Source organism: Methylophaga sp. OBS1 (genome assembly GCF_026319365.1).
In genome coordinates this window covers 105,666-127,713 of sequence record NZ_JAPDMS010000002.1, presented here as the reverse complement: position 1 = coordinate 127,713, position 22,048 = coordinate 105,666, and the positions used below count along the sequence as shown (strand labels likewise).

The following is a 22,048-nucleotide window of genomic DNA, read 5'->3' as shown; positions in this document are numbered from 1 at the left end:
CAGAAATGCATTGCGATGATAGGCATGAGACCCTGTTCGAGATGCACGGTAATCCGTATCGAAGAACCAAAATAGTGCAACCACACTCAGCAAAGCTTCTTGATAATAAGAGCCAAAACGTCTATGGAAGCATTTTTAAGGAAAGATTTAGATTGCCTCATCACCTGGGAGGATGAAGTCAATAACAAAAAGCCCCAACACGTTTTCGCATTGACGCTTTTAAATTCTTGATGGTGGCCAGGAGTGGACTCGACGTGTCTACATTATCGTAGCCCGGGTGGATATAAGCTTATCCAGCCTGGCCTTTAACTAAGCAAATGGCTAGTCCGGACAGTTCTCGAACGAACAAAAACCTGTGTTTGGAATTCCATCGGGGATTAATTATCTGAGAGGTAGTCCTGATCCGAAACAGCTTCCATCCACTGAACATTGCTACCATCGAGTTTTTCCTGAATAGCGATATGGCTCATGCTGGTGGTCGATGTGGCACCATGCCAATGTCTATGGTCAGGTGGGCACCAGACTGTATCCCCTTCGTTGATGGTGATTTTCTTACCATTTTCTAATTGGGTCCAGCCTTTGCCAGAGGTCACGACAAGTAATTGACCTCTGGGATGAGTGTGCCAGTTGGTGCGTGCGCCCGGTTCAAATGTCACTTTAGCGGAAGTAAGCACAGAGGGAGCCTGAGCCTCAAGGTGAAAAGGGTCTATCCAGGCTTGACCAGTGAAATATTCTGCCGGTCCTTCAATCAGTTGGCGCGATTCTTGTGTTTTGAGGATCAGGTTGGCCTGCTGTTGAGCGAGTTCTTCAGCACTGACGCCAACCGCGAAAATCGGCATCAGGGCTGTGGAGAACGCTATGAGTTTATTCATAAATATCTCACTCCTGTTTTAGTCATGAGCAACAGTGATATCGACAATAACACTCCCGGGGATGTTGAATGCAGTCTCATCAGCATCTAAACGGCCAATCGGTATCAGCCCTTCAGCGTATTTGTCATCCTTGTAAAAAAGGGCGAGATTATTCCAGGGTGAATAAATGGCTAACTCACCGGCGGAAGGTTTATGACCATCAACGGCATTTGTAGTATCAAGTTTTCTGGGCAGTGCGTCGCTGGCTTTTTCTGTGCCAGCAAAATCACGTAGTTCCAGTGTCAACGGCAACAGAGAATAAAAGTCTTTTGCCGTTTGATTGCTGTGAAGCTGAGCCTGGACGGTTTTCTCACCGTTAATCTCAATGGTGATATTCATCGCTTTTTCCTCCGCCAGAAGTAAATGGCTACACAGGGTCAGGTACATAACAAAGAAGAGTCGCAATATTTTTTGCATCATCAGCCTGATTCCCCGTCTGGTTTGCTGTTATTCCCTGTCTATCATGAGAGGAACACCCAACATTCAGGTATCCGAAAAACTGGCCATATCAATAACAAAGCGATACGAAATATCCCCTTTGGCTAAGTGCGTATAGGCCTCATTAATTTCATCCATGCGAATCATTTCGCAGTCCGGGTAGATATCGTGTTCAGCACAAAAATCCAAAACCTCCTGTGTTTCCTCAATGCCGCCAATCAGAGAGCCAGCAATCCGGCGGCGACCAAAAACAAGGGGCAAAGTCATCGGTTCTTCAAGTGGACCAATCTGACCGACAATGACCAGCGTGCCGTCTACATCCAGCAATGGAAGATAGGGAGTAACATCATGTTTCACCGGGGCGGTATCAATGATGAGATCGAAGAAGTTGGCTGATTGCTGCATGGCTTTTTCATCAGTAGATGCCAAGATACCCTGTGCTCCAATTTTTTTGGCTTCATCTTCTTTCGCCGTGGAGCGACTGATAACCGTGACCTCGGCGCCCATTGCCACAGCGAGTTTCACCGCCATATGTCCGAGACCTCCCAGTCCAATGACGCCAACCCGGCTGCCTTTTCCGACATTCCAGGTGCGTAGTGGTGAGTACGTCGTGATACCCGCACAGAGGATGGGGGCAGCTTTGGCCAGGTCGAGTTGCTCGGGCACGTTCAAAACAAACTCCTCCCGAACTACGATATGTTTCGAGTAGCCGCCTTGAGTGGTTTCACCGGAAATCCGGTCGGGCATACCGTAAGTTGCTGTCATCCCATGTCGACAATATTGCTCTTCGCCATCATGACACTGATCACAGTCCTGACAGCTATCAACCATGCATCCCACAGCAACGTGTTGACCGATGCCGAATTTTTTCACTTCAGGGCCAACATCAATGACACGACCCACAATTTCATGACCCGGAATCAGTGGGTAAGGCTGAGGTCCCCAGTCACCATTGACCGTGTGCAGGTCAGAATGACAGACACCGCAATAGAGAATTTCGATAGCAACGTCATTTTGACGTAATTCTCTCCGCTCAAAGTGAAAAGGTTTAAGGTCAGCGTTTTCTGAATGTGCCGCATAGCCAATGGTATTCATGTCATATCCTTACAAAGCCAGGAAAAGTAATATTTGTTTTCAACAGCTTAGGTCAGACATTAGTGTAGTCAAAAAAGCTTCTGCCAGCTTGCCTGATACTACTCCAATGATGCTCGTTTCTATAGGGCGGGGATGGCGTTGTGACACTGTCAGTTTGTATCGATAAGTTTGCTCAGGTCAGTATTCAAACAAAAAAGCCCCAACACGTTTCCGCATTGAGGCTTTTCAATTCTTGATGGTGCCCAGGGCCGGAATCGAACCGGCACGGCCGCAAGGCCGAGGGATTTTAAGTCCCTTGTGTCTACCAATTTCACCACCTGGGCAACAAGCCGCGCATTATAACCCATTAACCACGATTGGACTATTGGTGTTTGGCGGTCACGGCATAAGGGAGTTGATAGTGTGATTCGATGGTTTCACGGGTCAGAATGCCGTAGGTTCGCTCTATCATCGGGGCGGTCATCCGGGTGACATACAGCGCTTCCGCATCATTCTTATTAAGCACTTCCACCGCTTCACGCAGGCTGGTATGCAGCGAGATCTTATGCACATTGCGGCGGTTGGCCGGGATCTGCATCAAATCCATTTCTTCATTTTCTTCAGTACTGACAGCGCGCGCCAGATCACCCGCCGGCATCAGTGCGATCGGTTCTTTATCATTTTTGATTAAAACCCAGTCGGGACTCGACTCCAGTGCATGGACCGCTGCCTGGGTGCTGACCTGCTGCGACATGATAATAAAGTTACGTTGCATGGCATTGGCGACGCTGATCCTGCGCAGGGTCTGGGTAATCGGATCATTACGATAATCGACACCACGGGTACGCAACAGCTTCATAAACAACGCGTCCTGCTTGAAGTATTCATGGTTGATAAGGCTGGCAAAGACGATGGCGAGCATGCCGGGCAAAATGATATTGGGGTTACCGGTCAGCTCCAGCATGGCCATCAGCGCGGCCAGCGGGGCTTTTAACGTGGCGCCCATCATCGCGCACATACCGATTACGGCATAGAAGGTCATGGTGGATGCCAGATCCGGGAACACCGCATTACCGGCAATGCCCAAAATAGCACCGGCGCAAGCGCCCACCACCAGGGTCGGGCCGATAAGGCCAGCCGGAATACCAAAACCGACGCAGGCAGTGGAGAGCACCAGCTTGAGTATCATCAATACAATCAGTGCCGATATGGCGGCTTCATTGGTAGAGATGCCAGTGATAACGCTGTAACTCATACCCATCACCTCCGGCACCAGCAAGCCGGTCAGTCCCACCAGAATGCCGGCATAGGTAGTGCGAAGCCAGAACGGGTGTTTCTGAAACAGACCGGAGAAAAAACTGAGACTGCGCAGGAAGAGGGTGGCGAGCCCGCCGATAACAATTCCCATCAGCACAATATAGGGAATTTCCCACAGCGACTGCATATCCGCTGACAGATTGGCGAAAATGGCACTTTCACCGAAGGTGAGACGACTCAGTACCGCGCCGGTGACTGAAGACAGAATGATCGGAATAAAACTGGCGATGTGATATTCCATCATGATGACTTCCATCGCGAAGATGACGCCGGCGACAGGGGTATTGAATGAGGCCGCAATGGCAGCCGCTGCGCCGCAGGCGACCAGAATGCGCACACTGTTATTGGGCAGTTCCAGAATCGTCGCCAGCTGACTGCCGCTGGCAGCGCCGAGATGTACGCTGGGGCCTTCACGGCCGACCGAGTGCCCGGTAATTAAGGCTATGCCAGCTCCAAAAAACTGACGCAGGGCATTTTGCCAGGGCAAACGCCCCTGATGTGAGGACAGGCGTTCGATTACATGCACCACACCGGTGTTGCGCTCTTCGGGCTTGAGTCCATACAGCAACAAGCCAATCAGCAGGCCGCCGGCTATCGGCAGGCCCAGCACCCACTGCCAGGGCAGGTTGGCAAAGTCTTCAATTTTGGCCGTCGGGAAGAGCAGAATCTGACCGCCATCAATAAACAAGCGCAGGGCGATGATAATCAGGCTGGCCAGGATGCCGGTGAGGATCGCGAGTCCGTAGAGTTTGACCGCTGAATCACCGAATATGAAATATTGTCTGATCTTTTCCAGCATGTCGCCCTTAATAGACCGGTTGCTTGCCGTTGAGGTCGCGCCTCACCCAAGCCCTCTACCTGATGGGAGAGGGAACTGCGATTGCTATGCTTAAGTGTAGCTGAAGCGTTGCTGGGTCGTTAAGCCTAATGGCCGAAATCAGATGACTTTGGAAAAACGCTGCTGTGCTGCCTGGCTGTATTTATCGAAAGCCATACAGATATGGCGGATCAGCAGGCGTCCGCCGGGCAACACCTCTATCTGCTCCCAGTTATACTGCAACAGCCCGTCACGGGCAAACTGCTCCAGTTGCGGGAAGACGGCGTGGAAATACTCGGCGAAGTCGATGGGATAACGTCGCTCAATTTCAGCAATATCGAGCGCAAAATGGCAAATCAGCTGAGAGATGATATCGCGGCGGATCTTATCGTCCTGATCCAGCTCGACACCACGAAATACCGGCAAGTTACCCGCCTGGATGGCACTGTCATATTCCACCAGGGTTCTGACATTCTGACTGTACGAATCACCCACCATACCAATGGAGGTCGCACCAAAACCAATAAGATCACACTCTGCGTGAGTTGAGTAGCCCTGGAAGTTACGGTAGAGCTGCTTCTGCTGCTGGGCGATGGTGAGTTCATCACCCGGTTTGGCAAAGTGATCCATGCCGATGTACACATAGCCGGCACTGGTCAGTTTGTCGATAGTACTCTGCAGGATAGCGAGTTTATCGCGGGCCGAGGGCAGGTCTTCAGTGCGGATCTGGCGCTGGGTACGGAAGCGTTCCGGCAGATGCGCGTAATTGAACACCGACAGCCTGTCCGGTGAGGCCGCAATTACTTTATCCAGGGTTTCATTAAAGCTGTCGACAGTCTGGTGCGGCAGACCGTAAATCAAATCCAGGCTAATACTGCGAAAGCCTTCCTTCCGCGCCGCTTCCAGCACAGCAAATGTCTCAGCTTCAGTCTGAATCCGATTAACGGCTTTTTGCACTTCAGGATTAAAGTCCTGTAGCCCGAGACTGAGACGATTAAAGCCGATCTCTCGTAACAGGGCGATAGTGTCGGCATTAGCCTCACGCGGGTCGACTTCAATCGAGAATTCGCCTCGATCATCCGCAGCCAGATTGAAGAACTGACGGGTGACATTCATCAGCTCACGCATCTGCTGGTGGCTAATAAAGGTGGGCGTACCGCCGCCCCAGTGCAATTGCTCAACCACGCGATCGCTGTCGAACAGCTCGGCCTGCATCGCGATCTCTTTATAAAGGTTTTGCATGTATGGTTCAGCATGAGCACGATTCTTGGTGACGACCTTATTGCAGGCGCAGTAAAAGCACACCGTGTCGCAGAAAGGCAGGTGAAAATACAGCGATAAAGGGCCGCCGCGCCGGTTGGAAAGCGCAATATGCTTCTTGTAACTGTCGGCGTTAAAACCCTCGTGAAACTCTACCGCGGTGGGGTAGGAGGTGTAACGCGGACCCGCATTGTCGTAACGCTGAATGAGATCAATGTCGAATTCTAGTGTGTTGCTCATTATCAAACCTGCTCAAATTTTGAGCAGAGTATAACGTCGATAAGTTGAGCCAATCGGGCTGATTGGGCTTGTCTTGACCTGGATCAAATCGTCGAGCGCTGCTCCTCTTCCGAGCGTTCTGACAGGCTGTCGACATGAGCTTTGATAATGGGCAGGATCTCATCCGGCTTGTCGACAAGCCGGAATAGGAACATATCGTCTGCATCGATGCAGCCCAGCCCCACCATTTGTTCCCTCAGCCATTCCAACAGGCCCTGCCAGTATGATGAGCCGTATAAAATGACCGGGAAATGGCGGATTTTCTGGGTTTGCATGAGGGTCAGGGCTTCGAAGAATTCGTCTAGTGTGCCGAAGCCGCCGGGAAAGACCACATAACCAATCGAATACTTGACGAACATCAGTTTGCGCACGAAAAAGTAACGGAAACTAAGCCGGGTATCCTGGCTTGGGTTGGCAATCTGCTCATGCGGTAGCTCGATATTTAGACCGACAGAACGTGCTCCCTGATTCAGCGCGCCTTCGTTGGCGGCGCCCATAATGCCCGGGCCGCCACCGGTAATAACCGAAATCCCTGCCTGTGACAGATCGCGTGCCACGCTTCGCGCCTGGTCGTAATAAGGCGAATCTTCGGTCAGTCGTGCACTGCCGAAAATGGACACGGCCGGGCCCAGTTCATTGAGCGTTTCGATACCGTCTATCAATTCCGCCTGAATACGAAATACCCGCCAGGCTTCCGAAGTTCTCAGATCTTCCACGCTTTCGGTCCTTTTAGTCGCCGATGTTTCGGCTTCAAGATAATTAAAAGCGATGGCCTTTGCAATTGCGACTGGCAGCAGCAAATGCCGATCAGCTTTTGTTTAGAAATCAGCCTATCTACGGTATTATTATCGCCTTTTCAGCATACTTTTTCGGCGAATCTATGAAAGTTCTTGTTATCGGCAGTGGCGGGCGCGAACACGCGCTGGCCTGGAAACTCAGTCACTCTCCAAAACAACCGCAGGTCTTTGTTGCACCGGGTAACCCCGGCACCGCCAATGAGCCCGGTATCAGCAATGTCGACATCAAGGTCGAGGATATTGAAGGCCTGGTGGCCTATGCCAGAGACAATGCCATCGATCTGACCGTGGTCGGCCCTGAAGTGCCATTGGTGATGGGTGTGGTTGATGCGTTCGAAGCTGCGGGTTTGAAATGCTTTGGTCCCAGCCAGGCCGCTGCTGAACTGGAAGCTTCCAAAAGCTTTACCAAGGACTTTCTGGCACGTCATCAAATCCCGACAGCGGCCTACCAGGTTTTCACCGATGTCGATCAGGCCAAAGACTACATCCACGAGCAGGGCGCGCCGATTGTGGTTAAGGCCGATGGTCTGGCTGCCGGTAAAGGTGTGATTGTCGCCCAGACGGAAGCTGAAGCCATTGCTGCGGTGGAAGATATGCTGTCGGGCAACAAATTCGGCGATGCCGGCCACCGCGTCGTGATTGAAGAATTCATGACCGGTGAGGAAGCCAGCTTTATTGTGATGGTGGACGGTGAGCATATACTGCCGCTGGCCACATCTCAGGATCATAAAGCGCGTGATAATGGTGATAAAGGCCCGAATACCGGTGGGATGGGAGCTTATTCTCCAGCCCCGGTGGTAACGGATGCCGTTTATCAGCGGATTATGGATGAAGTGATTGAGCCCACTGTCAAAGGCATGGCCTCAGATGGCCGCCCTTACGTCGGTTTTCTCTATGCCGGTTTGATGATTGATGAAAGTGGTGCCCCCAGAGTCGTGGAGTACAACTGCCGTTTCGGTGATCCGGAAACCCAGCCGATCCTGATGCGTCTGCGCTCGGATCTGGTTGAACTGTGTGAAGCGGCGCTTAATGGTCGCTTGAATGAAGTCGAAGCCCACTGGGATCCGCGCGCCTCTATTGGTGTTGTCATGGCAGCGGGTGGCTACCCGGATACTTACCGTAAAGGCGATGTGATTTCGGGTATCGACAAAGCAGAAAGCAAGGGCAGTAAAGTTTTCCATGCCGGTACCGCGAGTCACGGTGATGAAGTGGTCACAGCCGGTGGTCGGGTGCTGTGTGTCACCGCGCTGGGCGACACTGTCGCTGCAGCTCAAACCGCAGCTTATGAGGCGCTGAAGGAAATCAGCTGGAACGATGCCTACTACAGAACCGATATCGCTTATCGGGCTGTAGCTCGGGAACAGTCTGCGTAGCCTGAATTTTTGCGAGTGAGGGCAGGGCTTGTCCGTGCGATCTGGGACTGGATTGCTTCGCTCTGCTCGCAAAGACGCTGAAGAATAATGTCATTCCGAGGCGAGTCGAGGAATCTGATTCAACGTGAGGATGTATTTAAACCGGACACCACCCCCGCTTTTCACAATGTTTCCATGCAATGTGCGATTTATTTCAGGCCCGAACTGGATGGCTTGGTGATGGTGCGAAGTGTCATTCTGAGTGACGAAGCGATGTTTTAGCGACGTATCAAGTTGCAGCGTTGATCAGCATTCGTATTACGCGTTTTTCGAGTGCTTAACTATTGAAATGACTTATCTTCAGCCTGAACTAACCAGCAATGTTATTTACAATAGCCCAGTGACACTATTTCATGGATAAGCAAATGACAACAATCAACTGGCGGCTGAGACGTGCCGTGGAAACATTGGAAGCCGGTGGCGTCATCGCCTACCCTACCGAGGCCGTCTTCGGTGTCGGCTGTGATCCCTGGGATGAAGACGCTTTGCTGGATCTGCTGGAGTTGAAACAGCGTCCCTGGGAAAAGGGGCTGATCCTTATCGCTGCTGACTTCAATCAATTGCAGGACTTCATCCAGCCTGTGCCGGCAGACACATTGAAGCAACTGCAGCAAACCTGGCCCGGCCCGGTCACCTGGCTGCTACCGGTGCGGGAGGAGGTGTCGGAACTGCTGACCGGCGAGCATGACACCATTGCCGTACGTGTCACGGCGCATCAGCAGACCCGGGACTTATGCAAGGCCTTCGGTGGCGCTATCGTCTCGACCAGTGCCAATGTGGCTGGTATCCGACCCGCGATGAATGCGCACCAGGTCCGCTGGCAGTTGCCGGGAATTGATTATGTGATGCCGGGGTCTCTGGGCGGTGCCACTCAACCCAGCCAGATCCGAGACGCCAGAACGGGAGCTATTCTGCGATGAGTCAGCCTGACATCGATGCAGTACGTGAATATTTACTTTCACTGCAGGATAGTATTTGCAACACACTCGAAGAAGTTGATGGGCAGGCTGTGTTTGAGCTGGATGAGTGGCAACGCGAAGCCGGTGGCGGTGGTCGCACCCGGGTTCTCACTGGCGGCAAAGTGTTTGAACAGGGTGGTGTGAACTTCTCGGAAGTCAGTGGCGACAATCTGCCACCGTCGGCCACAGCCAGTCGCCCCGAACTCGCTGGCCGCAGTTTTAAAGCCATGGGTGTGTCGCTGGTGATTCACCCCCATAACCCGTATGTGCCCACCTCTCACGCCAATGTGCGTTTTTTTATTGCTGAAAAAGCCGGCGAAGATCCCATCTGGTGGTTCGGTGGCGGTTACGATTTAACGCCTTATTACGGCAATGAAGACGATGTCATTCACTGGCATCAGACCGCCAAAGCCGCCTGTGACCCATTTGGCGATGACGTTTATCCCCACTTCAAGCACTGGTGTGATGAGTATTTTTACCTCAAACATCGCGATGAATGCCGCGGTGTCGGTGGTCTGTTTTTTGATGATCTCAATGAGTGGGGTTTTGAGACCTGCTTTGCCTTTATGCAGTCTGTCGGTAACAGCTATATTGAAGCTTATGCCCCCATTGTCAGAAAGCGTATGAATGAGTCTTACGGCGAGCGCGAGCGTGATTTTCAGCTTTATCGCCGCGGTCGTTATGTCGAGTTCAACCTGGTTTATGACCGCGGTACCCTGTTTGGTCTGCAGTCAGGTGGCCGAACTGAATCGATACTGATGTCTTTGCCGCCACTGGTGAAATGGCGGTATAACTGGCAGCCCGAGGCGAATTCGGCAGAAGCCAGGCTTTATACCGACTTTTTACCGCCCCGCGACTGGGTGTGATGGAATGGCAATGTTTATCCGCAGATTGCACAGGTAGACACAGATTATTCTTATTTAATAGAAGCGGACAGTTACAACCTGTCTTGTTATTGCGTTCGCGGTTTCGACAGATATATCAAACGTCACCAGTCAATCAGCGTTCATCTGTGTAATCTGCGGATGAGTTATTGATCACCCGCTAGTAACGCCAGCTGATCGGCCTGGTATTCATTGATCAGTGGTTCTATCACCTGGTCCAGGTCGCCTTCCACAATCTCATTCAATTTATAGAGGGTGAGATTGATGCGATGGTCGGTGATACGACCCTGTGGATAGTTATAGGTACGGATCCGCTCGCTGCGGTCACCGCTTCCCACCAGAGACTTTCGGGTCTGTGCCTGTTCAGCTTCCTGTTTCTGAATCTGCTCTGCCATGATTCGCGATTGCAACACCGACATCGCTTTGGCGCGGTTTTTATGCTGCGAACGCTCTTCCTGACATTCGACGACAATGCCAGTGGGGATGTGGGTGATACGAATCGCTGAATCGGTTTTGTTAACATGCTGACCACCGGCACCGGAGGCGCGGAAGGTATCGACACGAATATCGGCCGGATTGATGTCAACTTCGTCGATCTCGTCGACTTCTGGCAGGATCGCGACGGTACAGGCTGAAGTATGAATACGGCCCTGGGATTCCGTTTCGGGTACTCGTTGCACCCGATGAGCACCGGATTCGAATTTCAGCCTCGAATAAGCGCCATCACCGACGATACGACAGATAATTTCCTTATAACCGCCGTGCTCACCTTCCTGAGCGTTAATGACTTCGACCTGCCAGCGGCGTAATTCGGCATAGCGGCTGTACATTCGGAACAAATCACCGGAGAAAATCGCGGCTTCGTCACCCCCGGTGCCTGCGCGGATTTCCAGATAAATATTGCGTTTGTCGTTAGGATCTTTGGGCAGCAGGAGTTTCTGCAGCGTCAGCTCCAGATCATCGAGTTTGTCCTCAGCCTGGGCCAGTTCGTCTTTGGCCATCTCGCGCATTTCAGCGTCATCTTCTTCCAGCATCAGCCGGGCATCATCAATATCGGTCAATGTGTCGCGATATGCATTGAAATTGCTGACAACAGGCTCTAATTGTGCATATTCCTGGGATAAACTGCGAAACTTGTTCTGATCCGCCATGGTCTCGGGTTCGGCCAGCAGGCCGGCGATTTCTTCATGACGATCGACGAGGGATTCCAGTTTCTGCTTGATCGACTCTTTCACTTTTTATCCTTGATATTAAACAGACGCCGCGCTGATTCCAGCAGCTGGCCGTCTTCATCAAAACCGGACAGTCGAAGCTGTCGACTGGGTTCGTGTAATAAACGATTGGTCAGGCTCCGCGCCAGCTCTGCCATCACCTGATCCGCTGGCAGACCCTGCTCCAGTTGTTTCAGTGCTTTTTCAAGTGAATGCTTACTTAGCTCTTCAGCACTGTCACGAATGGCTCGAATCACTGGGACCGCATCTTGTGTACGTAGCCAGGCCTGGAAATGGTCAACCTGGCTATCAATGATTTCTTCTGCCTGCAAAGCGGCATCGCGGCGCGATTGCAGGTTTTCTTCAATAATGTCTTTCAAATCATCGACGCAATAGAGATAAATATCCTCCAGCTGACCCACTTCAGCTTCGATATCTCTCGGCACCGCAATATCCACCATAAAAATCGGTTTACGCTTGCGCTGTTTGAGTGCTCGCTCGACCATGCCTTTACCCAGAATGGGTAACTGACTGGCAGTAGAACTAATCACAATATCGGCCTCCGCCAGGTGAGCCGGCAATTCACTGAGGCTGATGGCATAACCATCGACCTGAACAGCGAGATTATGGGCTTTCTCCACGGTGCGGTTGGCAATTATCAGACGCTCTATGCCATTGTCATGCAGGTGGCGGGCTGCCAGTTCAATGGTGTCACCAGCGCCGATTAAGAGTGCGGTGGATTCTGCCAGGTCACTGAAGATCTGTTTTGCCAGACTCACTGCGGCGAAGGCAACGGAAACCGGGCTGTTGCCAATCGCGGTATCGGTACGAACCTGTTTGGCGACAGCAAAAGCATGTTGGAACAGTCTGCCCAGCGATTTACCCAGGGTACTGGCATTGAGTGACTGGCTGTAAGCATCTTTGAGCTGCCCCAGGATCTGGGGTTCGCCCAGCACCATCGAGTCCAGTCCACAGGCAACCCGCAACAGATGACGAATGGCGTCGCTGCTCTGATAATGATAGAGGTAAGGGGTGATTGTCTCGCTATCCAGCTGATGGAAGTCATGCAACCAAGCTAGAATCGTATTGTCAGTATTATCGTCCAGACAACAGTAAATCTCTGTCCGGTTACAGGTCGACAAAATCACGACTTCCAGCACAGACTCCTGTTGGTACAAGGCAGACAATGCGCTGGGTAATACACTCGCATCAAAAGCAAACAGCTCGCGGACATGCACGGGCGCTGTGTTGTGGTTGATGCCGTAGGTAACAAGATGCATATTGAGAAAAAGTCGTAATTAAATGCTGGTAAACTCTACAGCCGTTGTTGCAATCGTTTTTGTCGGACAAATCAATACGCCATTCTATCAAAATCAAACGTGCAGGTCGTTCTAATATGGATTTGATGCAATCTTTCTTTCGGGGAGCGGGACAGCGCCTCAAACATGCCGGTCTGATTGGCATGCCTCTGTTTCTTCTCGCCTGTGCCTCGACACCAGCAAAACAGGCCGGAGCACCGGATCCTGCACCCATTGAGAATGAGGCCGAAAAAACGGCTGTTGAATCAGAATCGAAGCAGCCGGAACAATACCTGCCCTTATCGCCGGAATTGATGTACTACATTCTCACTGCGGAAGTCGCCGGCCAGCGGGGTCAGGTGGGTATTGCGGTTGATTTGTATCAGCGTGCGGCCGAGATGGTTGAATCCCCTGCCCTGGCCAGCCGCAGTGCGCAGGTAGCGACCTTGTCGCGTGATCAACAGCGCATTAATGAGGCGCTGGAGCGCTGGATCGAGGTTGATCCGAATGATGCTGATGTTTACATCATGCAGGCGCCGTTTCTGATGATGAAAGACAATTATCAGGGGGCGGTCAACGCGGTGAACAAAGCCCTGGAGCTGGCACCGGATAATAAACGAACCTACCTCATCCGCGTCTCTGAAAACCTGGCCGAAGTGGCCGAGCCGGATGAAGCATTGACGATGCTCAAACAGCTGGATAGTTACCAGCAGAATGACCCGGCGGCGCGTTTCGCCTATGCCCGGATGGCATTTTTCTATAAACGCTACGAAGAAACGCTGAACAAACTGGCACCACTGATGGAAACCGATCCGAATAATGAAGATTATCTGGTGCTTAAAGCCGATACGCTGCAACGCATGGGCCGTTCGGAAGAGGGCCTGAAGCTGATTGCCAGAGCGGCGAAGCGAGATACTGCCAGCCAGGATCTGCGATTCACTTACGGCAAGCTACTGGGCGAGAATGGTGAAACCGAAGAAGCCCGTGAGATCTTCGAAACCATTCTGGCTGATGACCCTGACAACCGTGACGCCCTGTTTGCGTTGGGCTTACTGGCGCTGGAAGACAAGGATGGGCAACTTGCCAAGTCCTATTTCAGTGAATTGCTCAAGCTGGGCGATCCCACCTACCAGGCCGCGTACTTCATGGGGCTTGCTGAAGAGATGAATGGCAATATTGATGCGGCACTCGTCTGGTTTGCCTCGGTGCCGGCACAGAGTAATCGTTTTGACATTGCGCAAAGCAATTACATCAACCTGCTGGTTGAACGCGGTGATGTGGCAAAAGCACGTGTTCATCTGGCACAACTCCGCGATGAGTTGCCACAGCAGGCGCTGCAGTATTATCTGTTTGAAGCTAGCATCCTGCGTGAGCAAGGACAGGAACAGGCCGCTTTTGACTTATTATCCGATGCCATCACACGTTATCCTCAGAGTGAGGACCTTCACTACAGCAGGGCGATGATTGCCGAATCTCTGGACAAATTGGATGTGCTGGAAGCCGATCTTCGCTGGATTCTGGAAAAACACCCGGATAATGCGCAGGCACTGAATGCACTGGGTTACACACTCACTGACCGTACTGATCGTCACCAGGAAGCGCTGGAAATGATTACCCGTGCCCTGGAGATCAAGCCAGGTGACCCTTTCTATCTGGATAGCCTGGGTTGGGTGTATTACCGGATGGGGGATCTGGAAAAAGCTGAGAAATATCTGCGCGAAGCAATGAATCTGCAGCCGGATGTTGAATTTATTGCTCATCTTGGGGAAGTGTTATGGGAGCGCGGCAAGAAGCAGGAAGCCAAAAAAATCTGGCAGAAAGGCCTGCAAAAGGACGCTGATAATAAACTGTTGCAGGAAACCATGCGCAGGTATGGCCTATGAGGTACTGGCTTAATCTGTTTCTGATTGTCATGCTTTCAGGGTGTGCCCCGCTGTGGGAAACGAAACCCGCACAGGATCCCGAGCAACTATGGCAGGAACGTCAGAAGCAACAGGCCAGTCTGGATGCCTGGGCTTTCAAGGGTCGCACTGCGATTATTCAGGGGCGAGAAGGTTGGAACGCCGGTATTCGGTGGCTGAAGCAGGGCCAGCAGTTTTATATCAAACTATCCGGACCATTCTCACAGGGTGGTGTGACACTGGATGGGAATCACGAATCAGTCACTTTGACACTAGATGATGGTGAGCAGCTGTCTGCAGCGACGCCGGAGCAACTCCTGGCTGAAGCCATGGGCTGGTTGCTACCTGTCAGTGCCTTGAGTGACTGGGTGCGCGGAGTGCCCTATGCACAACTGCCTGTTGATAGCAGAGAGCTTGATGCCCAGGGTCGTCTGACAAAACTGGCGCAGGCAGGTTGGAATATTGAATTTTTAGGCTATATGCCTTTTCAGGGCAGTTCAATGCCGAAAAAAGTCTTTATGAAAAATTCGCAAATGAGTGTTCGACTCATCGTCACTGACTGGAGTATTCCGGAGTGATCAGTTGGCCGGCCCCGGCCAAGCTGAATCTGTTTCTCCACATCACCGGCCGGCGCCCTGATGGCTACCACGAGTTACAGACGGCTTTTCAGTTTCTGGACTTTGGTGATGAACTGCAATTTGAAGTCATCGACTCCCCTGAGATTAGACTGAAACAGTCCGTTGACGGTGTTGCCGATGAGGATAATCTGATCGTGCGCGCTGCAAAACGCATACAACAATACAGTGGTTGCAGCAAAGGCGCTGTCATTCACATTGAAAAACGACTGCCGATGGGCGGCGGTCTGGGCGGCGGTAGTTCCAACGCGGCGACGACGCTGGTTGCGCTGAACTATCTTTGGGAAACTGCTGTCAGTGAATCTGAATTGGCACAACTTGGACTCGAACTGGGCGCAGATGTGCCGATTTTCATCGCAGGTTTTGCAGCGTGGGCCGAAGGCGTAGGGGAGAAGCTAACGCCGATTGATCCGGCAGAACCTTGGTATGTCGTAGTGAAACCGGACTGTCATGTGTCCACTGCGGAAATATTTTCAGCAATGGAATTGACACGGGACTGCGAACCTATCAAAATATCGCGCTTCCTTTCAGGGGAAGGCAGAAATGTCTGCGAAGAGGTAGTTAAAGAACGCTACCCGGCAGTTGCAAACGCGCTGAACTGGTTGGCACAATACGCGCCGCCAAGGATGACTGGAACAGGCGCTTGTATATTCGCTGCTTTTGAAAATCAGCAGCAAGCGCAACAAGTAGTGGAAAACCTGCCCTCCAACTGGCAGGGTTTTGTGGCCAAAGGCAGTAACCGGTCGCCACTCACTGCACTAGCGTCGACATTAAATAAGTCGAATGCGACTGCAAGATGATAGAATGAGTTTTTACAGTTGGGGTATCGCCAAGCGGTAAGGCACTGGGTTTTGATCCCAGCATTCCCAGGTTCGAATCCTGGTACCCCAGCCACTTTCTTTTGTTTTTTAACAGAAACTCGGCGCCACTACCGTGACACAAAACCGACTTCTCCAGCTTCAGCAACGCACTGCCGACACTCGCATGATGGTGTTCACCGGCAATGCTAACCGCCGACTGGCACAGAACATCGCTAATTTCCTCAGCATCTCCATTGGCAAAGCCACCGTTGAAAAATTCAGCGACGGCGAAATCATGGTTGAGATTCTCGACAACGTCCGCGGTAAGGACGTCTTTATCGTGCAACCGACCTGCATGCCCACCAACGATAACCTGATGGAATTGATGGTCATGACCGACGCGATTCGTCGCGCTTCGGCCAAACGCATCACGCTCGTGGTTCCATACTTTGGATACTCACGCCAGGATCGCAGACCGCGCTCCGCCCGTGTGGCGATTACCGCCAAGGTCGTGGCGAATATGCTGACCGGTGTCGGTGCTGATCGCGTGCTGACTGTCGATTTGCATGCTGACCAGATTCAGGGCTTTTTCGATTGCCCGGTCGATAATGTCTATGCCTCACCGGTATTGCTGGGTGATATCTGGAAGCACAAATATCAGGATTTGGTGGTGGTCTCACCTGACGTCGGTGGTGTGGTTCGTGCCCGTGCCCTGGCAAAACATCTGGATGTAGAACTGGCGATTATCGATAAGCGTCGTCCGCGCGCGAATGAAGCCAAGGTGATGAACATCATCGGTGATGTGAATAACCGCGTCTGCGTCCTGATTGACGATATGGTCGATACCGCTGGTACGCTCTGCGCCGCCGCTGCCGCATTGAAAGAACACGGTGCCAAGAAAGTCGTGGCCTATTCGACCCATCCGGTCCTGTCCGGCCCGGCGATTGATAATATTTCCAGCTCGGTACTGGATGAAGTGGTGGTCACTGACACCATTCCTTTGCAGCCCCATGCCGAAGCCTGTGACAAAATCCGCGTGCTCAGCATCGCTGAAATGCTGGCCGAAGCGATGTACAGAATTAGTAACGAGGAGTCAGTCAGCTCCTTGTATATGGATTAGCCGGTATAATAACCGGCTTATTTCGTGCCGAACCTGGTCGCGGGGGAGGCGAATTGCCGCCGTGAGGCGGTTTTTTGATGAACTGATGTTCATACATTTTGGAGAAGAAAATGGAAAACTTGTTTGAAGTACATGCCGAAGCACGTACTGACGAGGGGAAAGGTGCGAGCCGCCGCCTTCGTCATGCGGGCAAATTCCCGGCAGTGGTTTATGGTGCGGAAAAAGATCCGGTTTCAATCACGCTGGATCACAACCAGTTCCTGCGTCACCTGGATGAAGAAGCGTTCTATGCGCATATCCTGACCCTGATTGTTGATGGTAAGAAAGACCAGGTTGTATTGAAAGATCTGCAACGCCACCCTGCCAATGACAACAAAATCCTGCACGCTGACTTCCTGCGTGTTGATGCCAAACATGAAATGACCATGACTGTGCCGATTCATTTCATCGGTGAAGACGTTGCACCAGGTGTGAAAGAAGGTGGTCAGGTTTCACACATGATGACCGAAGTTGATGTCGCCTGTCTGCCGAAAGATCTGCCTGAGTACATCGAAGCAGATATTTCTAAGCTGGGTATGGATGAGAGTATTCATCTGTCTGAACTGACTGTGCCTAAAGGTGTGAGCCTGACTGCACTGACGCATCACCAGGAAGAAGAGCTGGAAGAAGGTGAACGTTCTGCCTACGACCAGGCTGTCGCGAGCATCCATATGCCACGCGTACAGGAAGTTGAAGAAGACGAAGATGAAGCCACTGAAGCGTCTGCCGGTGAAGAAGACAACGGCGACGACGAAGCGACTGAAGAGTAATCTCAATCGTCTTGGGGAGCTGAATGGCTAGCTGGATTATCGCCGGACTGGGCAACCCCGGCTCCCAATATGATGGAACCCGACATAACGTCGGGTTCTGGCTATTGGACCAGCTCGCCCGTGATCTCGGCATCAATTTTACGGTGCAGAAAAAATATCACGGCGAGCTGGCTCAATGCGATCTGGAGGGGCATAAACTCTATCTGCTCAAACCCCTGACCTTTATGAATCGGAGTGGACAGTCTGTCGCACCGCTGGCCAATTTTTTCAAAATTCCCCTGCAGAATATTCTGGTGATCCACGATGAACTGGATCTGGCGCCGGGCACGGTGCGCCTCAAGCGTGACGGTGGCCATGGTGGTCACAATGGCCTCAGAGATATTATTGCGCAAAGCGGGGGCAAAGATTTTCTGCGTTGTCGTCTCGGTATCGGTCATCCCGGCCACAGCAAGCTGGTTTCGGATTACGTGCTGAGTAAACCCTCGCCGACCGATCGCCAGGCTATCGAGATGGCCATCGACAATATGTTAAAAATTCTGCCGGAAGTCCTGTCGGGTAATCTCGACAAGGCCATGAACTGGCTACACTCTCAATAGGATTAGTTATGGGATTCAAATGCGGTATCGTCGGTTTGCCCAATGTCGGTAAATCCACTCTTTTCAACGCTTTGACCGAAGCCGGTATTGATGCCCAGAACTATCCTTTCTGTACCATCGAACCCAATGTCGGTATCGTGCCAGTGCCGGATCCACGTATGGATAAACTGGCTGCGATTGTCAGCCCGGAGCGGGTGCTGCCCACCACAATGGAGTTTGTGGATATTGCTGGTTTGGTCGAAGGCGCCTCCAAGGGCGAAGGCCTGGGCAATAAATTCCTCGCTAATATCCGTGAAACCGATGCCATTGCCCACGTGGTGCGTTGTTTTGAAGATGAGAATGTCGTGCATGTTGCCGGCAAAGTCTCGCCGCTGGATGATATTGAAGTCATCAATACGGAACTGGCCCTGGCGGATTTGGAAAGCGTGGAAAAAGCGATTACCAAAGCCACCCGCGATGCCAAAAGTGGTGACAAAGTCGCCAAGGCCCGTCTGGAACTGCTGAACACGATGCGCGATCATCTTGACAGTGGTCAGCCGGTCAGGGCGATGGGCCTGGACAAGGATCAGAAGTTGATGGTGCGTGATCTGCAGCTTTTGACCAGCAAGCCGACCATGTATATCGCCAATGTGTCTGAAGACGGCTTCGACAACAATCCGGCGCTGGAAGCGGTACAGAAACTGGCAGAACAGGAAAATGCCATCGTGGTACCGATTTGCGCGGCCATCGAAGCGGAAATCGCCGATCTGGAAGACGATGAGAAAGCGGACTTTCTGGAAGAGTTGGGTCAGGAAGAGCCCGGCCTGAACCGCGTGATTCGTAGTGGCTATCAACTGCTGGGTCTGCACACATACTTTACTGCCGGTGTTAAAGAAGTCCGCGCCTGGACTGTGAAACTGGGCGCGACTGCGCCGGAAGGCGCCGGTGTGATCCACACTGATTTTCAGAAAGGCTTTATCCGCGCTGAAGTGGTCAGCTATGATGATTTTGTTGCTTATAACGGTGAGCAGGGTGCCAAGGACGCCGGTAAGTGGCGCCTGGAAGGTAAGGAATACATCATCCAGGATGGCGATGTGATGCACTTCCGCTTCAATGTCTGATTAATTTGTTATAACAATTAGTTTATTTTCTACCCTTTCAGGCAGGTACGCCGATGAAAAGTGTGACTTCAGCATTGCTTGTGGCAGTGCTCAGCTGGACCTCAGTGCTGCAGGCCGATGAGCAGATCAATCAGTGTCTGATGACACAGATGTCGACTGCCGATGACACGGTCACAGTGGGCGAACTCCGCCAGTTCTGCGAAGGCGAACAGACCCAGGCGGATATTAAAGCCGCCAGTCCGGCACCCACCGAAGCGGTCGATATCGAAGTCACCGAAAACGGTCTGGAAACAGAAGACGACTCCGCCATCACCCGGCGTTTATTCCTGGAAAAGAAAGAAGCCCGCAATCCGTTCGTATTGCTGCCGCATAAACCCAACTACATTATGCTCAGTAATAATATGAGCTCACCCAACGAGGCGCCCTTCCGTGCGGCAGATCCGGATGACGATATCAATTTCCAGCCCTGGGAGACCAAGTTTCAGATTAGTCTGAAAGCGCCGGTTGCTTATGGTCTGTTCAATAACCGTGCGGATCTGTACGTTGCTTACACCAACCGTTCTTTCTGGCAGCAGTTCAACAAGGAAGGCTCGGCACCGTTCCGTGACTCTAATCATGAGCCGGAGGCCTGGCTGTCATTTCGTAATGACTATGAATTTTTCGGTGTAAAAAATTCGGTGATTCGTACCGGGATCTCGCATCAGTCCAATGGCCAGTCCGGTGAGCTGTCCCGCAGCTGGAACCGGGTCTATGCTGACTTTATCTTCGAATACGATGATCTCTATCTCTCATTCAAGCCGTGGTTGCGCATCGATGAAGACAGTGATGACGATGATAACCCGGATATCGATGATTACATGGGCAACTTTGAACTGGGTGCCCTCTATAAAATGGACCGGCACAATTTCGAAATCATGCTCAGAAACAACCTTGATTTCGGTGAGAACTACGGCGCTATTCAACTGGGCTGGAGCTTTCCGCTAAGTGACCGGGTAAGAGGCTATGTGCAGTGGTTTAACGGTTACGGTGAGAGCCTGATCGATTACGATGCTCACAGCAATAGCATTGGTTTCGGTATTCAGCTCAGCGACTGGCTATAAAATTCGTTTCCAGCCTTGATATTTAACAGTCGTTATCGTATTATGGCGCGCTTCTCATACGGCTATGTAGCTCAGTTGGTTAGAGCACATCACTCATAATGATGGGGTCGGTGGTTCGAATCCACCCATAGCCACCACCTATTATCTCCCATCTGAATAAATCTGAGCAATTTATGGCAGTAGCGCTTGTCACGCTCGTCTCGGCCAGCTATCTTCGGTTGCCTGTTCCATCAAACTGCAGGAAACCGCAATGAAATCATTTTTATCTATTGTCGTCATAGCGTTCAGTCTCACGGCGGTAGCCGAAGCAAAGCTTGCCAATGAGTCGGTTATTACGGTCAAACAGTTTTATACCGGGACAGAGCAGCAGCCCCTGGATCGTGAAAAAGCCGAGCTCCAGGCGATGGACATGTGCCATGCGCGCGGTTTTAGTGTGGCTGAAAAGCTGGGTGAAGAAAAACAATTCTGTGATCGTTACACAGGCTGGTACGAGTGCTTTTACCACCGCGTTGAGCAGCAATACCAGTGTCACGATGAGTGACACTGATTCTATTGGATAAGGTCGCGTTACCCTGTTGCAATGCTGACCCCGTCTTCTCTACTCTCTCATGTACTCACATGCAGGCTCTGTCAACATAAGCTCCCGCTTGAGCCCAGGCCAATTCTGCAGTTCAACAAGCAAGCCCGCATTCTGATTGCTGGACAAGCGCCAGGCCGAAAAGCGCATGAACAGGGTATTCCGTTTGCAGATGCCAGCGGCGACAGACTAAGGGACTGGATGGGGCTCAATAAGACCCAGTTTTATGATGCAAACAACATTGCCATCCTGCCGATGGGATTCTGTTTTCTAGGAACAGGGAAAAATGGTGATCTGCCGCCAAGGCCTGAATGTGCTCAAACCTGGCACAAGCGCCTTTTGAACGAGTTAGGACACATCGAGTTGAGGCTTGTGATTGGCCGTTATGCTATGGCTTATTATCTGCCAGACTTTAATGGCTCAGTGAGCGATACGGTCAAAAACGGGTTGCGCTATTGGCCTGATTATTTACCCTTACCTCACCCCAGCCCACGCAACCAGGGCTGGTTAAGACAAAATCCGTGGTTCGAGCACGAGGTTTTGCCATTGCTCAGAGCGCGTGTTGCTGAAGCACTCAAATAATATGGCTTGCTGCGCCATATTGGCGCGCTAACCAAACCCAGTGCACTGATTCGGTTCGCTTTTTCGCTAGACCTGAGGGCTTTATATTCTCCAAGCTACTGATAATAATAGAGAAAAAACAGGTGGCATAACTATTTCATTGATTCTCCGGGGTAAATTAATTTTCCTATT

At 51.7% G+C, this 22,048-nt stretch carries 22 protein-coding genes and 3 tRNA genes; 16 read left to right on the top strand and 9 right to left on the bottom strand.

From position 1 onward, the window contains the following. Positions 1-377 precede the first annotated feature (377 nt). From OMQ46_RS07340 to OMQ46_RS07310, 7 genes are all read right to left on the bottom strand, one after another. Complete coding sequence (locus OMQ46_RS07340) at positions 378-872, bottom strand: cupin domain-containing protein (protein ID WP_266236105.1); 495 nt, start codon at positions 870-872, stop codon at positions 378-380. A gap of 18 nt (positions 873-890) precedes the next feature. Beyond that, entirely contained in the window at positions 891-1,331 is a 441-nt protein-coding gene (locus OMQ46_RS07335; RefSeq protein ID WP_266236104.1) for a cyclophilin-like fold protein, read from the bottom strand. 63 nt (positions 1,332-1,394) lie between these two features. Further along, positions 1,395-2,444: an NAD(P)-dependent alcohol dehydrogenase gene (locus tag OMQ46_RS07330; RefSeq protein WP_266236103.1), complete on the bottom strand. Its 1,050-nt coding sequence runs from the start codon at positions 2,442-2,444 to the stop codon at positions 1,395-1,397. A 236-nt stretch (positions 2,445-2,680) separates the two neighbouring features. Next, a tRNA-Leu gene (locus OMQ46_RS07325) sits at positions 2,681-2,767 on the bottom strand. Positions 2,768-2,805: 38 nt separating this feature from the next. After that, positions 2,806-4,539, bottom strand: a complete 1,734-nt coding sequence (locus OMQ46_RS07320) for a chloride channel protein (RefSeq protein ID WP_266236102.1) — start codon at positions 4,537-4,539, stop codon at positions 2,806-2,808. Positions 4,540-4,677: 138 nt separating this feature from the next. After that, positions 4,678-6,057, bottom strand: a complete 1,380-nt coding sequence (hemN, locus tag OMQ46_RS07315; protein ID WP_266236101.1) for an oxygen-independent coproporphyrinogen III oxidase — start codon at positions 6,055-6,057, stop codon at positions 4,678-4,680. 83 nt (positions 6,058-6,140) lie between these two features. Further along, positions 6,141-6,812: a TIGR00730 family Rossman fold protein gene (locus OMQ46_RS07310; protein ID WP_266236100.1), complete on the bottom strand. Its 672-nt coding sequence runs from the start codon at positions 6,810-6,812 to the stop codon at positions 6,141-6,143. A gap of 164 nt (positions 6,813-6,976) precedes the next feature. Here OMQ46_RS07310 and purD point away from each other — a divergent pair, with 164 nt between their 5' ends. The 4 genes from purD (at position 6,977) to hemF (ending at position 10,130) form a co-directional block, all read left to right on the top strand. Next, complete coding sequence (gene purD / locus OMQ46_RS07305; protein WP_266236099.1) at positions 6,977-8,266, top strand: phosphoribosylamine--glycine ligase; 1,290 nt, start codon at positions 6,977-6,979, stop codon at positions 8,264-8,266. Between the two features lie 87 nt (positions 8,267-8,353). Continuing rightward, positions 8,354-8,527: a hypothetical protein gene (locus OMQ46_RS07300; protein ID WP_266236098.1), complete on the top strand. Its 174-nt coding sequence runs from the start codon at positions 8,354-8,356 to the stop codon at positions 8,525-8,527. 143 nt (positions 8,528-8,670) lie between these two features. Further along, a complete protein-coding gene (locus OMQ46_RS07295) occupies positions 8,671-9,225 on the top strand; it encodes an L-threonylcarbamoyladenylate synthase (RefSeq protein ID WP_266236097.1) in 555 nt (184 codons plus the stop codon). After that, a complete protein-coding gene (gene hemF / locus OMQ46_RS07290; protein WP_266236096.1) occupies positions 9,222-10,130 on the top strand; it encodes an oxygen-dependent coproporphyrinogen oxidase in 909 nt (302 codons plus the stop codon). The genes OMQ46_RS07295 and hemF overlap by 4 nt, the downstream gene beginning before the upstream one ends. 164 nt (positions 10,131-10,294) lie before the next feature. Here hemF and prfA read toward each other — a convergent pair whose 3' ends face one another. Together prfA and hemA are read right to left on the bottom strand one after the other, a co-directional pair. Further along, complete coding sequence (gene prfA, locus OMQ46_RS07285) at positions 10,295-11,383, bottom strand: peptide chain release factor 1 (protein ID WP_266236095.1); 1,089 nt, start codon at positions 11,381-11,383, stop codon at positions 10,295-10,297. Further along, a complete protein-coding gene (hemA, locus tag OMQ46_RS07280; protein WP_266236094.1) occupies positions 11,380-12,639 on the bottom strand; it encodes a glutamyl-tRNA reductase in 1,260 nt (419 codons plus the stop codon). The genes prfA and hemA overlap by 4 nt, the downstream gene beginning before the upstream one ends. A gap of 125 nt (positions 12,640-12,764) precedes the next feature. Between hemA and OMQ46_RS07275 the strand changes: the two genes are divergently transcribed. From OMQ46_RS07275 to OMQ46_RS07220, 12 genes are all read left to right on the top strand, one after another. After that, positions 12,765-14,540 carry a tetratricopeptide repeat protein gene (locus OMQ46_RS07275; RefSeq protein ID WP_266236093.1) on the top strand — a complete coding sequence of 592 codons (1,776 nt, stop codon included), beginning with the start codon at positions 12,765-12,767 and terminating at the stop codon, positions 14,538-14,540. Continuing rightward, the gene (gene lolB / locus OMQ46_RS07270) at positions 14,537-15,136 is read left to right on the top strand and encodes a lipoprotein insertase outer membrane protein LolB (RefSeq protein ID WP_266236092.1); all 600 of its coding nucleotides are present in this window, start codon (positions 14,537-14,539) and stop codon (positions 15,134-15,136) included. Before OMQ46_RS07275 ends, lolB begins: the two co-directional genes overlap by 4 nt. Continuing rightward, complete coding sequence (ispE, locus tag OMQ46_RS07265; RefSeq protein WP_266236091.1) at positions 15,133-15,993, top strand: 4-(cytidine 5'-diphospho)-2-C-methyl-D-erythritol kinase; 861 nt, start codon at positions 15,133-15,135, stop codon at positions 15,991-15,993. Before lolB ends, ispE begins: the two co-directional genes overlap by 4 nt. 19 nt (positions 15,994-16,012) lie before the next feature. Next, positions 16,013-16,087: transfer RNA gene (locus OMQ46_RS07260), tRNA-Gln, on the top strand. Positions 16,088-16,177: 90 nt separating this feature from the next. Further along, positions 16,178-17,113, top strand: a complete 936-nt coding sequence (locus tag OMQ46_RS07255; protein ID WP_266236492.1) for a ribose-phosphate diphosphokinase — start codon at positions 16,178-16,180, stop codon at positions 17,111-17,113. Positions 17,114-17,223: 110 nt separating this feature from the next. Further along, entirely contained in the window at positions 17,224-17,922 is a 699-nt protein-coding gene (locus OMQ46_RS07250; protein WP_266236090.1) for a 50S ribosomal protein L25/general stress protein Ctc, read from the top strand. 23 nt (positions 17,923-17,945) lie between these two features. After that, complete coding sequence (gene pth, locus OMQ46_RS07245; RefSeq protein WP_266236089.1) at positions 17,946-18,518, top strand: aminoacyl-tRNA hydrolase; 573 nt, start codon at positions 17,946-17,948, stop codon at positions 18,516-18,518. A gap of 8 nt (positions 18,519-18,526) precedes the next feature. Continuing rightward, positions 18,527-19,618: a redox-regulated ATPase YchF gene (gene ychF, locus OMQ46_RS07240; protein ID WP_266236088.1), complete on the top strand. Its 1,092-nt coding sequence runs from the start codon at positions 18,527-18,529 to the stop codon at positions 19,616-19,618. Between the two features lie 53 nt (positions 19,619-19,671). Continuing rightward, on the top strand, positions 19,672-20,718 hold the full coding sequence (locus OMQ46_RS07235) for a phospholipase A (protein WP_266236087.1): 1,047 nt from the start codon (positions 19,672-19,674) through the stop codon (positions 20,716-20,718). A 60-nt stretch (positions 20,719-20,778) separates the two neighbouring features. After that, positions 20,779-20,855 (top strand) — tRNA-Met (locus OMQ46_RS07230). Between the two features lie 113 nt (positions 20,856-20,968). Continuing rightward, the gene (yecR, locus tag OMQ46_RS07225) at positions 20,969-21,259 is read left to right on the top strand and encodes a YecR family lipoprotein (protein ID WP_266236086.1); all 291 of its coding nucleotides are present in this window, start codon (positions 20,969-20,971) and stop codon (positions 21,257-21,259) included. Between the two features lie 39 nt (positions 21,260-21,298). Next, complete coding sequence (locus OMQ46_RS07220) at positions 21,299-21,877, top strand: uracil-DNA glycosylase family protein (protein WP_266236085.1); 579 nt, start codon at positions 21,299-21,301, stop codon at positions 21,875-21,877. Positions 21,878-22,048: the final 171 nt, after the last annotated feature.

Excerpts from the sequence above, each read along its gene's own strand:
- OMQ46_RS07340 (WP_266236105.1), bottom strand. The coding sequence starts at position 872 with ATGAATAAACTCATAGCGTTCTCCACAGCCCTGATGCCGATTTTCGCG.
- OMQ46_RS07335 (WP_266236104.1), bottom strand. The coding sequence starts at position 1,331 with ATGATGCAAAAAATATTGCGACTCTTCTTTGTTATGTACCTGACCCTG.
- OMQ46_RS07330 (WP_266236103.1), bottom strand. The coding sequence starts at position 2,444 with ATGAATACCATTGGCTATGCGGCACATTCAGAAAACGCTGACCTTAAA.
- OMQ46_RS07320 (WP_266236102.1), bottom strand. The coding sequence starts at position 4,539 with ATGCTGGAAAAGATCAGACAATATTTCATATTCGGTGATTCAGCGGTC.
- hemN (WP_266236101.1), bottom strand. The coding sequence starts at position 6,057 with ATGAGCAACACACTAGAATTCGACATTGATCTCATTCAGCGTTACGAC.
- purD (WP_266236099.1), top strand. The coding sequence starts at position 6,977 with ATGAAAGTTCTTGTTATCGGCAGTGGCGGGCGCGAACACGCGCTGGCC.
- OMQ46_RS07300 (WP_266236098.1), top strand. The coding sequence starts at position 8,354 with ATGTCATTCCGAGGCGAGTCGAGGAATCTGATTCAACGTGAGGATGTA.
- OMQ46_RS07295 (WP_266236097.1), top strand. The coding sequence starts at position 8,671 with ATGACAACAATCAACTGGCGGCTGAGACGTGCCGTGGAAACATTGGAA.
- hemF (WP_266236096.1), top strand. The coding sequence starts at position 9,222 with ATGAGTCAGCCTGACATCGATGCAGTACGTGAATATTTACTTTCACTG.
- hemA (WP_266236094.1), bottom strand. The coding sequence starts at position 12,639 with ATGCATCTTGTTACCTACGGCATCAACCACAACACAGCGCCCGTGCAT.
- OMQ46_RS07275 (WP_266236093.1), top strand. The coding sequence starts at position 12,765 with ATGCAATCTTTCTTTCGGGGAGCGGGACAGCGCCTCAAACATGCCGGT.
- lolB (WP_266236092.1), top strand. The coding sequence starts at position 14,537 with ATGAGGTACTGGCTTAATCTGTTTCTGATTGTCATGCTTTCAGGGTGT.
- OMQ46_RS07255 (WP_266236492.1), top strand. The coding sequence starts at position 16,178 with ATGATGGTGTTCACCGGCAATGCTAACCGCCGACTGGCACAGAACATC.
- OMQ46_RS07250 (WP_266236090.1), top strand. The coding sequence starts at position 17,224 with ATGGAAAACTTGTTTGAAGTACATGCCGAAGCACGTACTGACGAGGGG.
- pth (WP_266236089.1), top strand. The coding sequence starts at position 17,946 with ATGGCTAGCTGGATTATCGCCGGACTGGGCAACCCCGGCTCCCAATAT.
- ychF (WP_266236088.1), top strand. The coding sequence starts at position 18,527 with ATGGGATTCAAATGCGGTATCGTCGGTTTGCCCAATGTCGGTAAATCC.
- OMQ46_RS07235 (WP_266236087.1), top strand. The coding sequence starts at position 19,672 with ATGAAAAGTGTGACTTCAGCATTGCTTGTGGCAGTGCTCAGCTGGACC.
- yecR (WP_266236086.1), top strand. The coding sequence starts at position 20,969 with ATGAAATCATTTTTATCTATTGTCGTCATAGCGTTCAGTCTCACGGCG.
- OMQ46_RS07220 (WP_266236085.1), top strand. The coding sequence starts at position 21,299 with ATGCTGACCCCGTCTTCTCTACTCTCTCATGTACTCACATGCAGGCTC.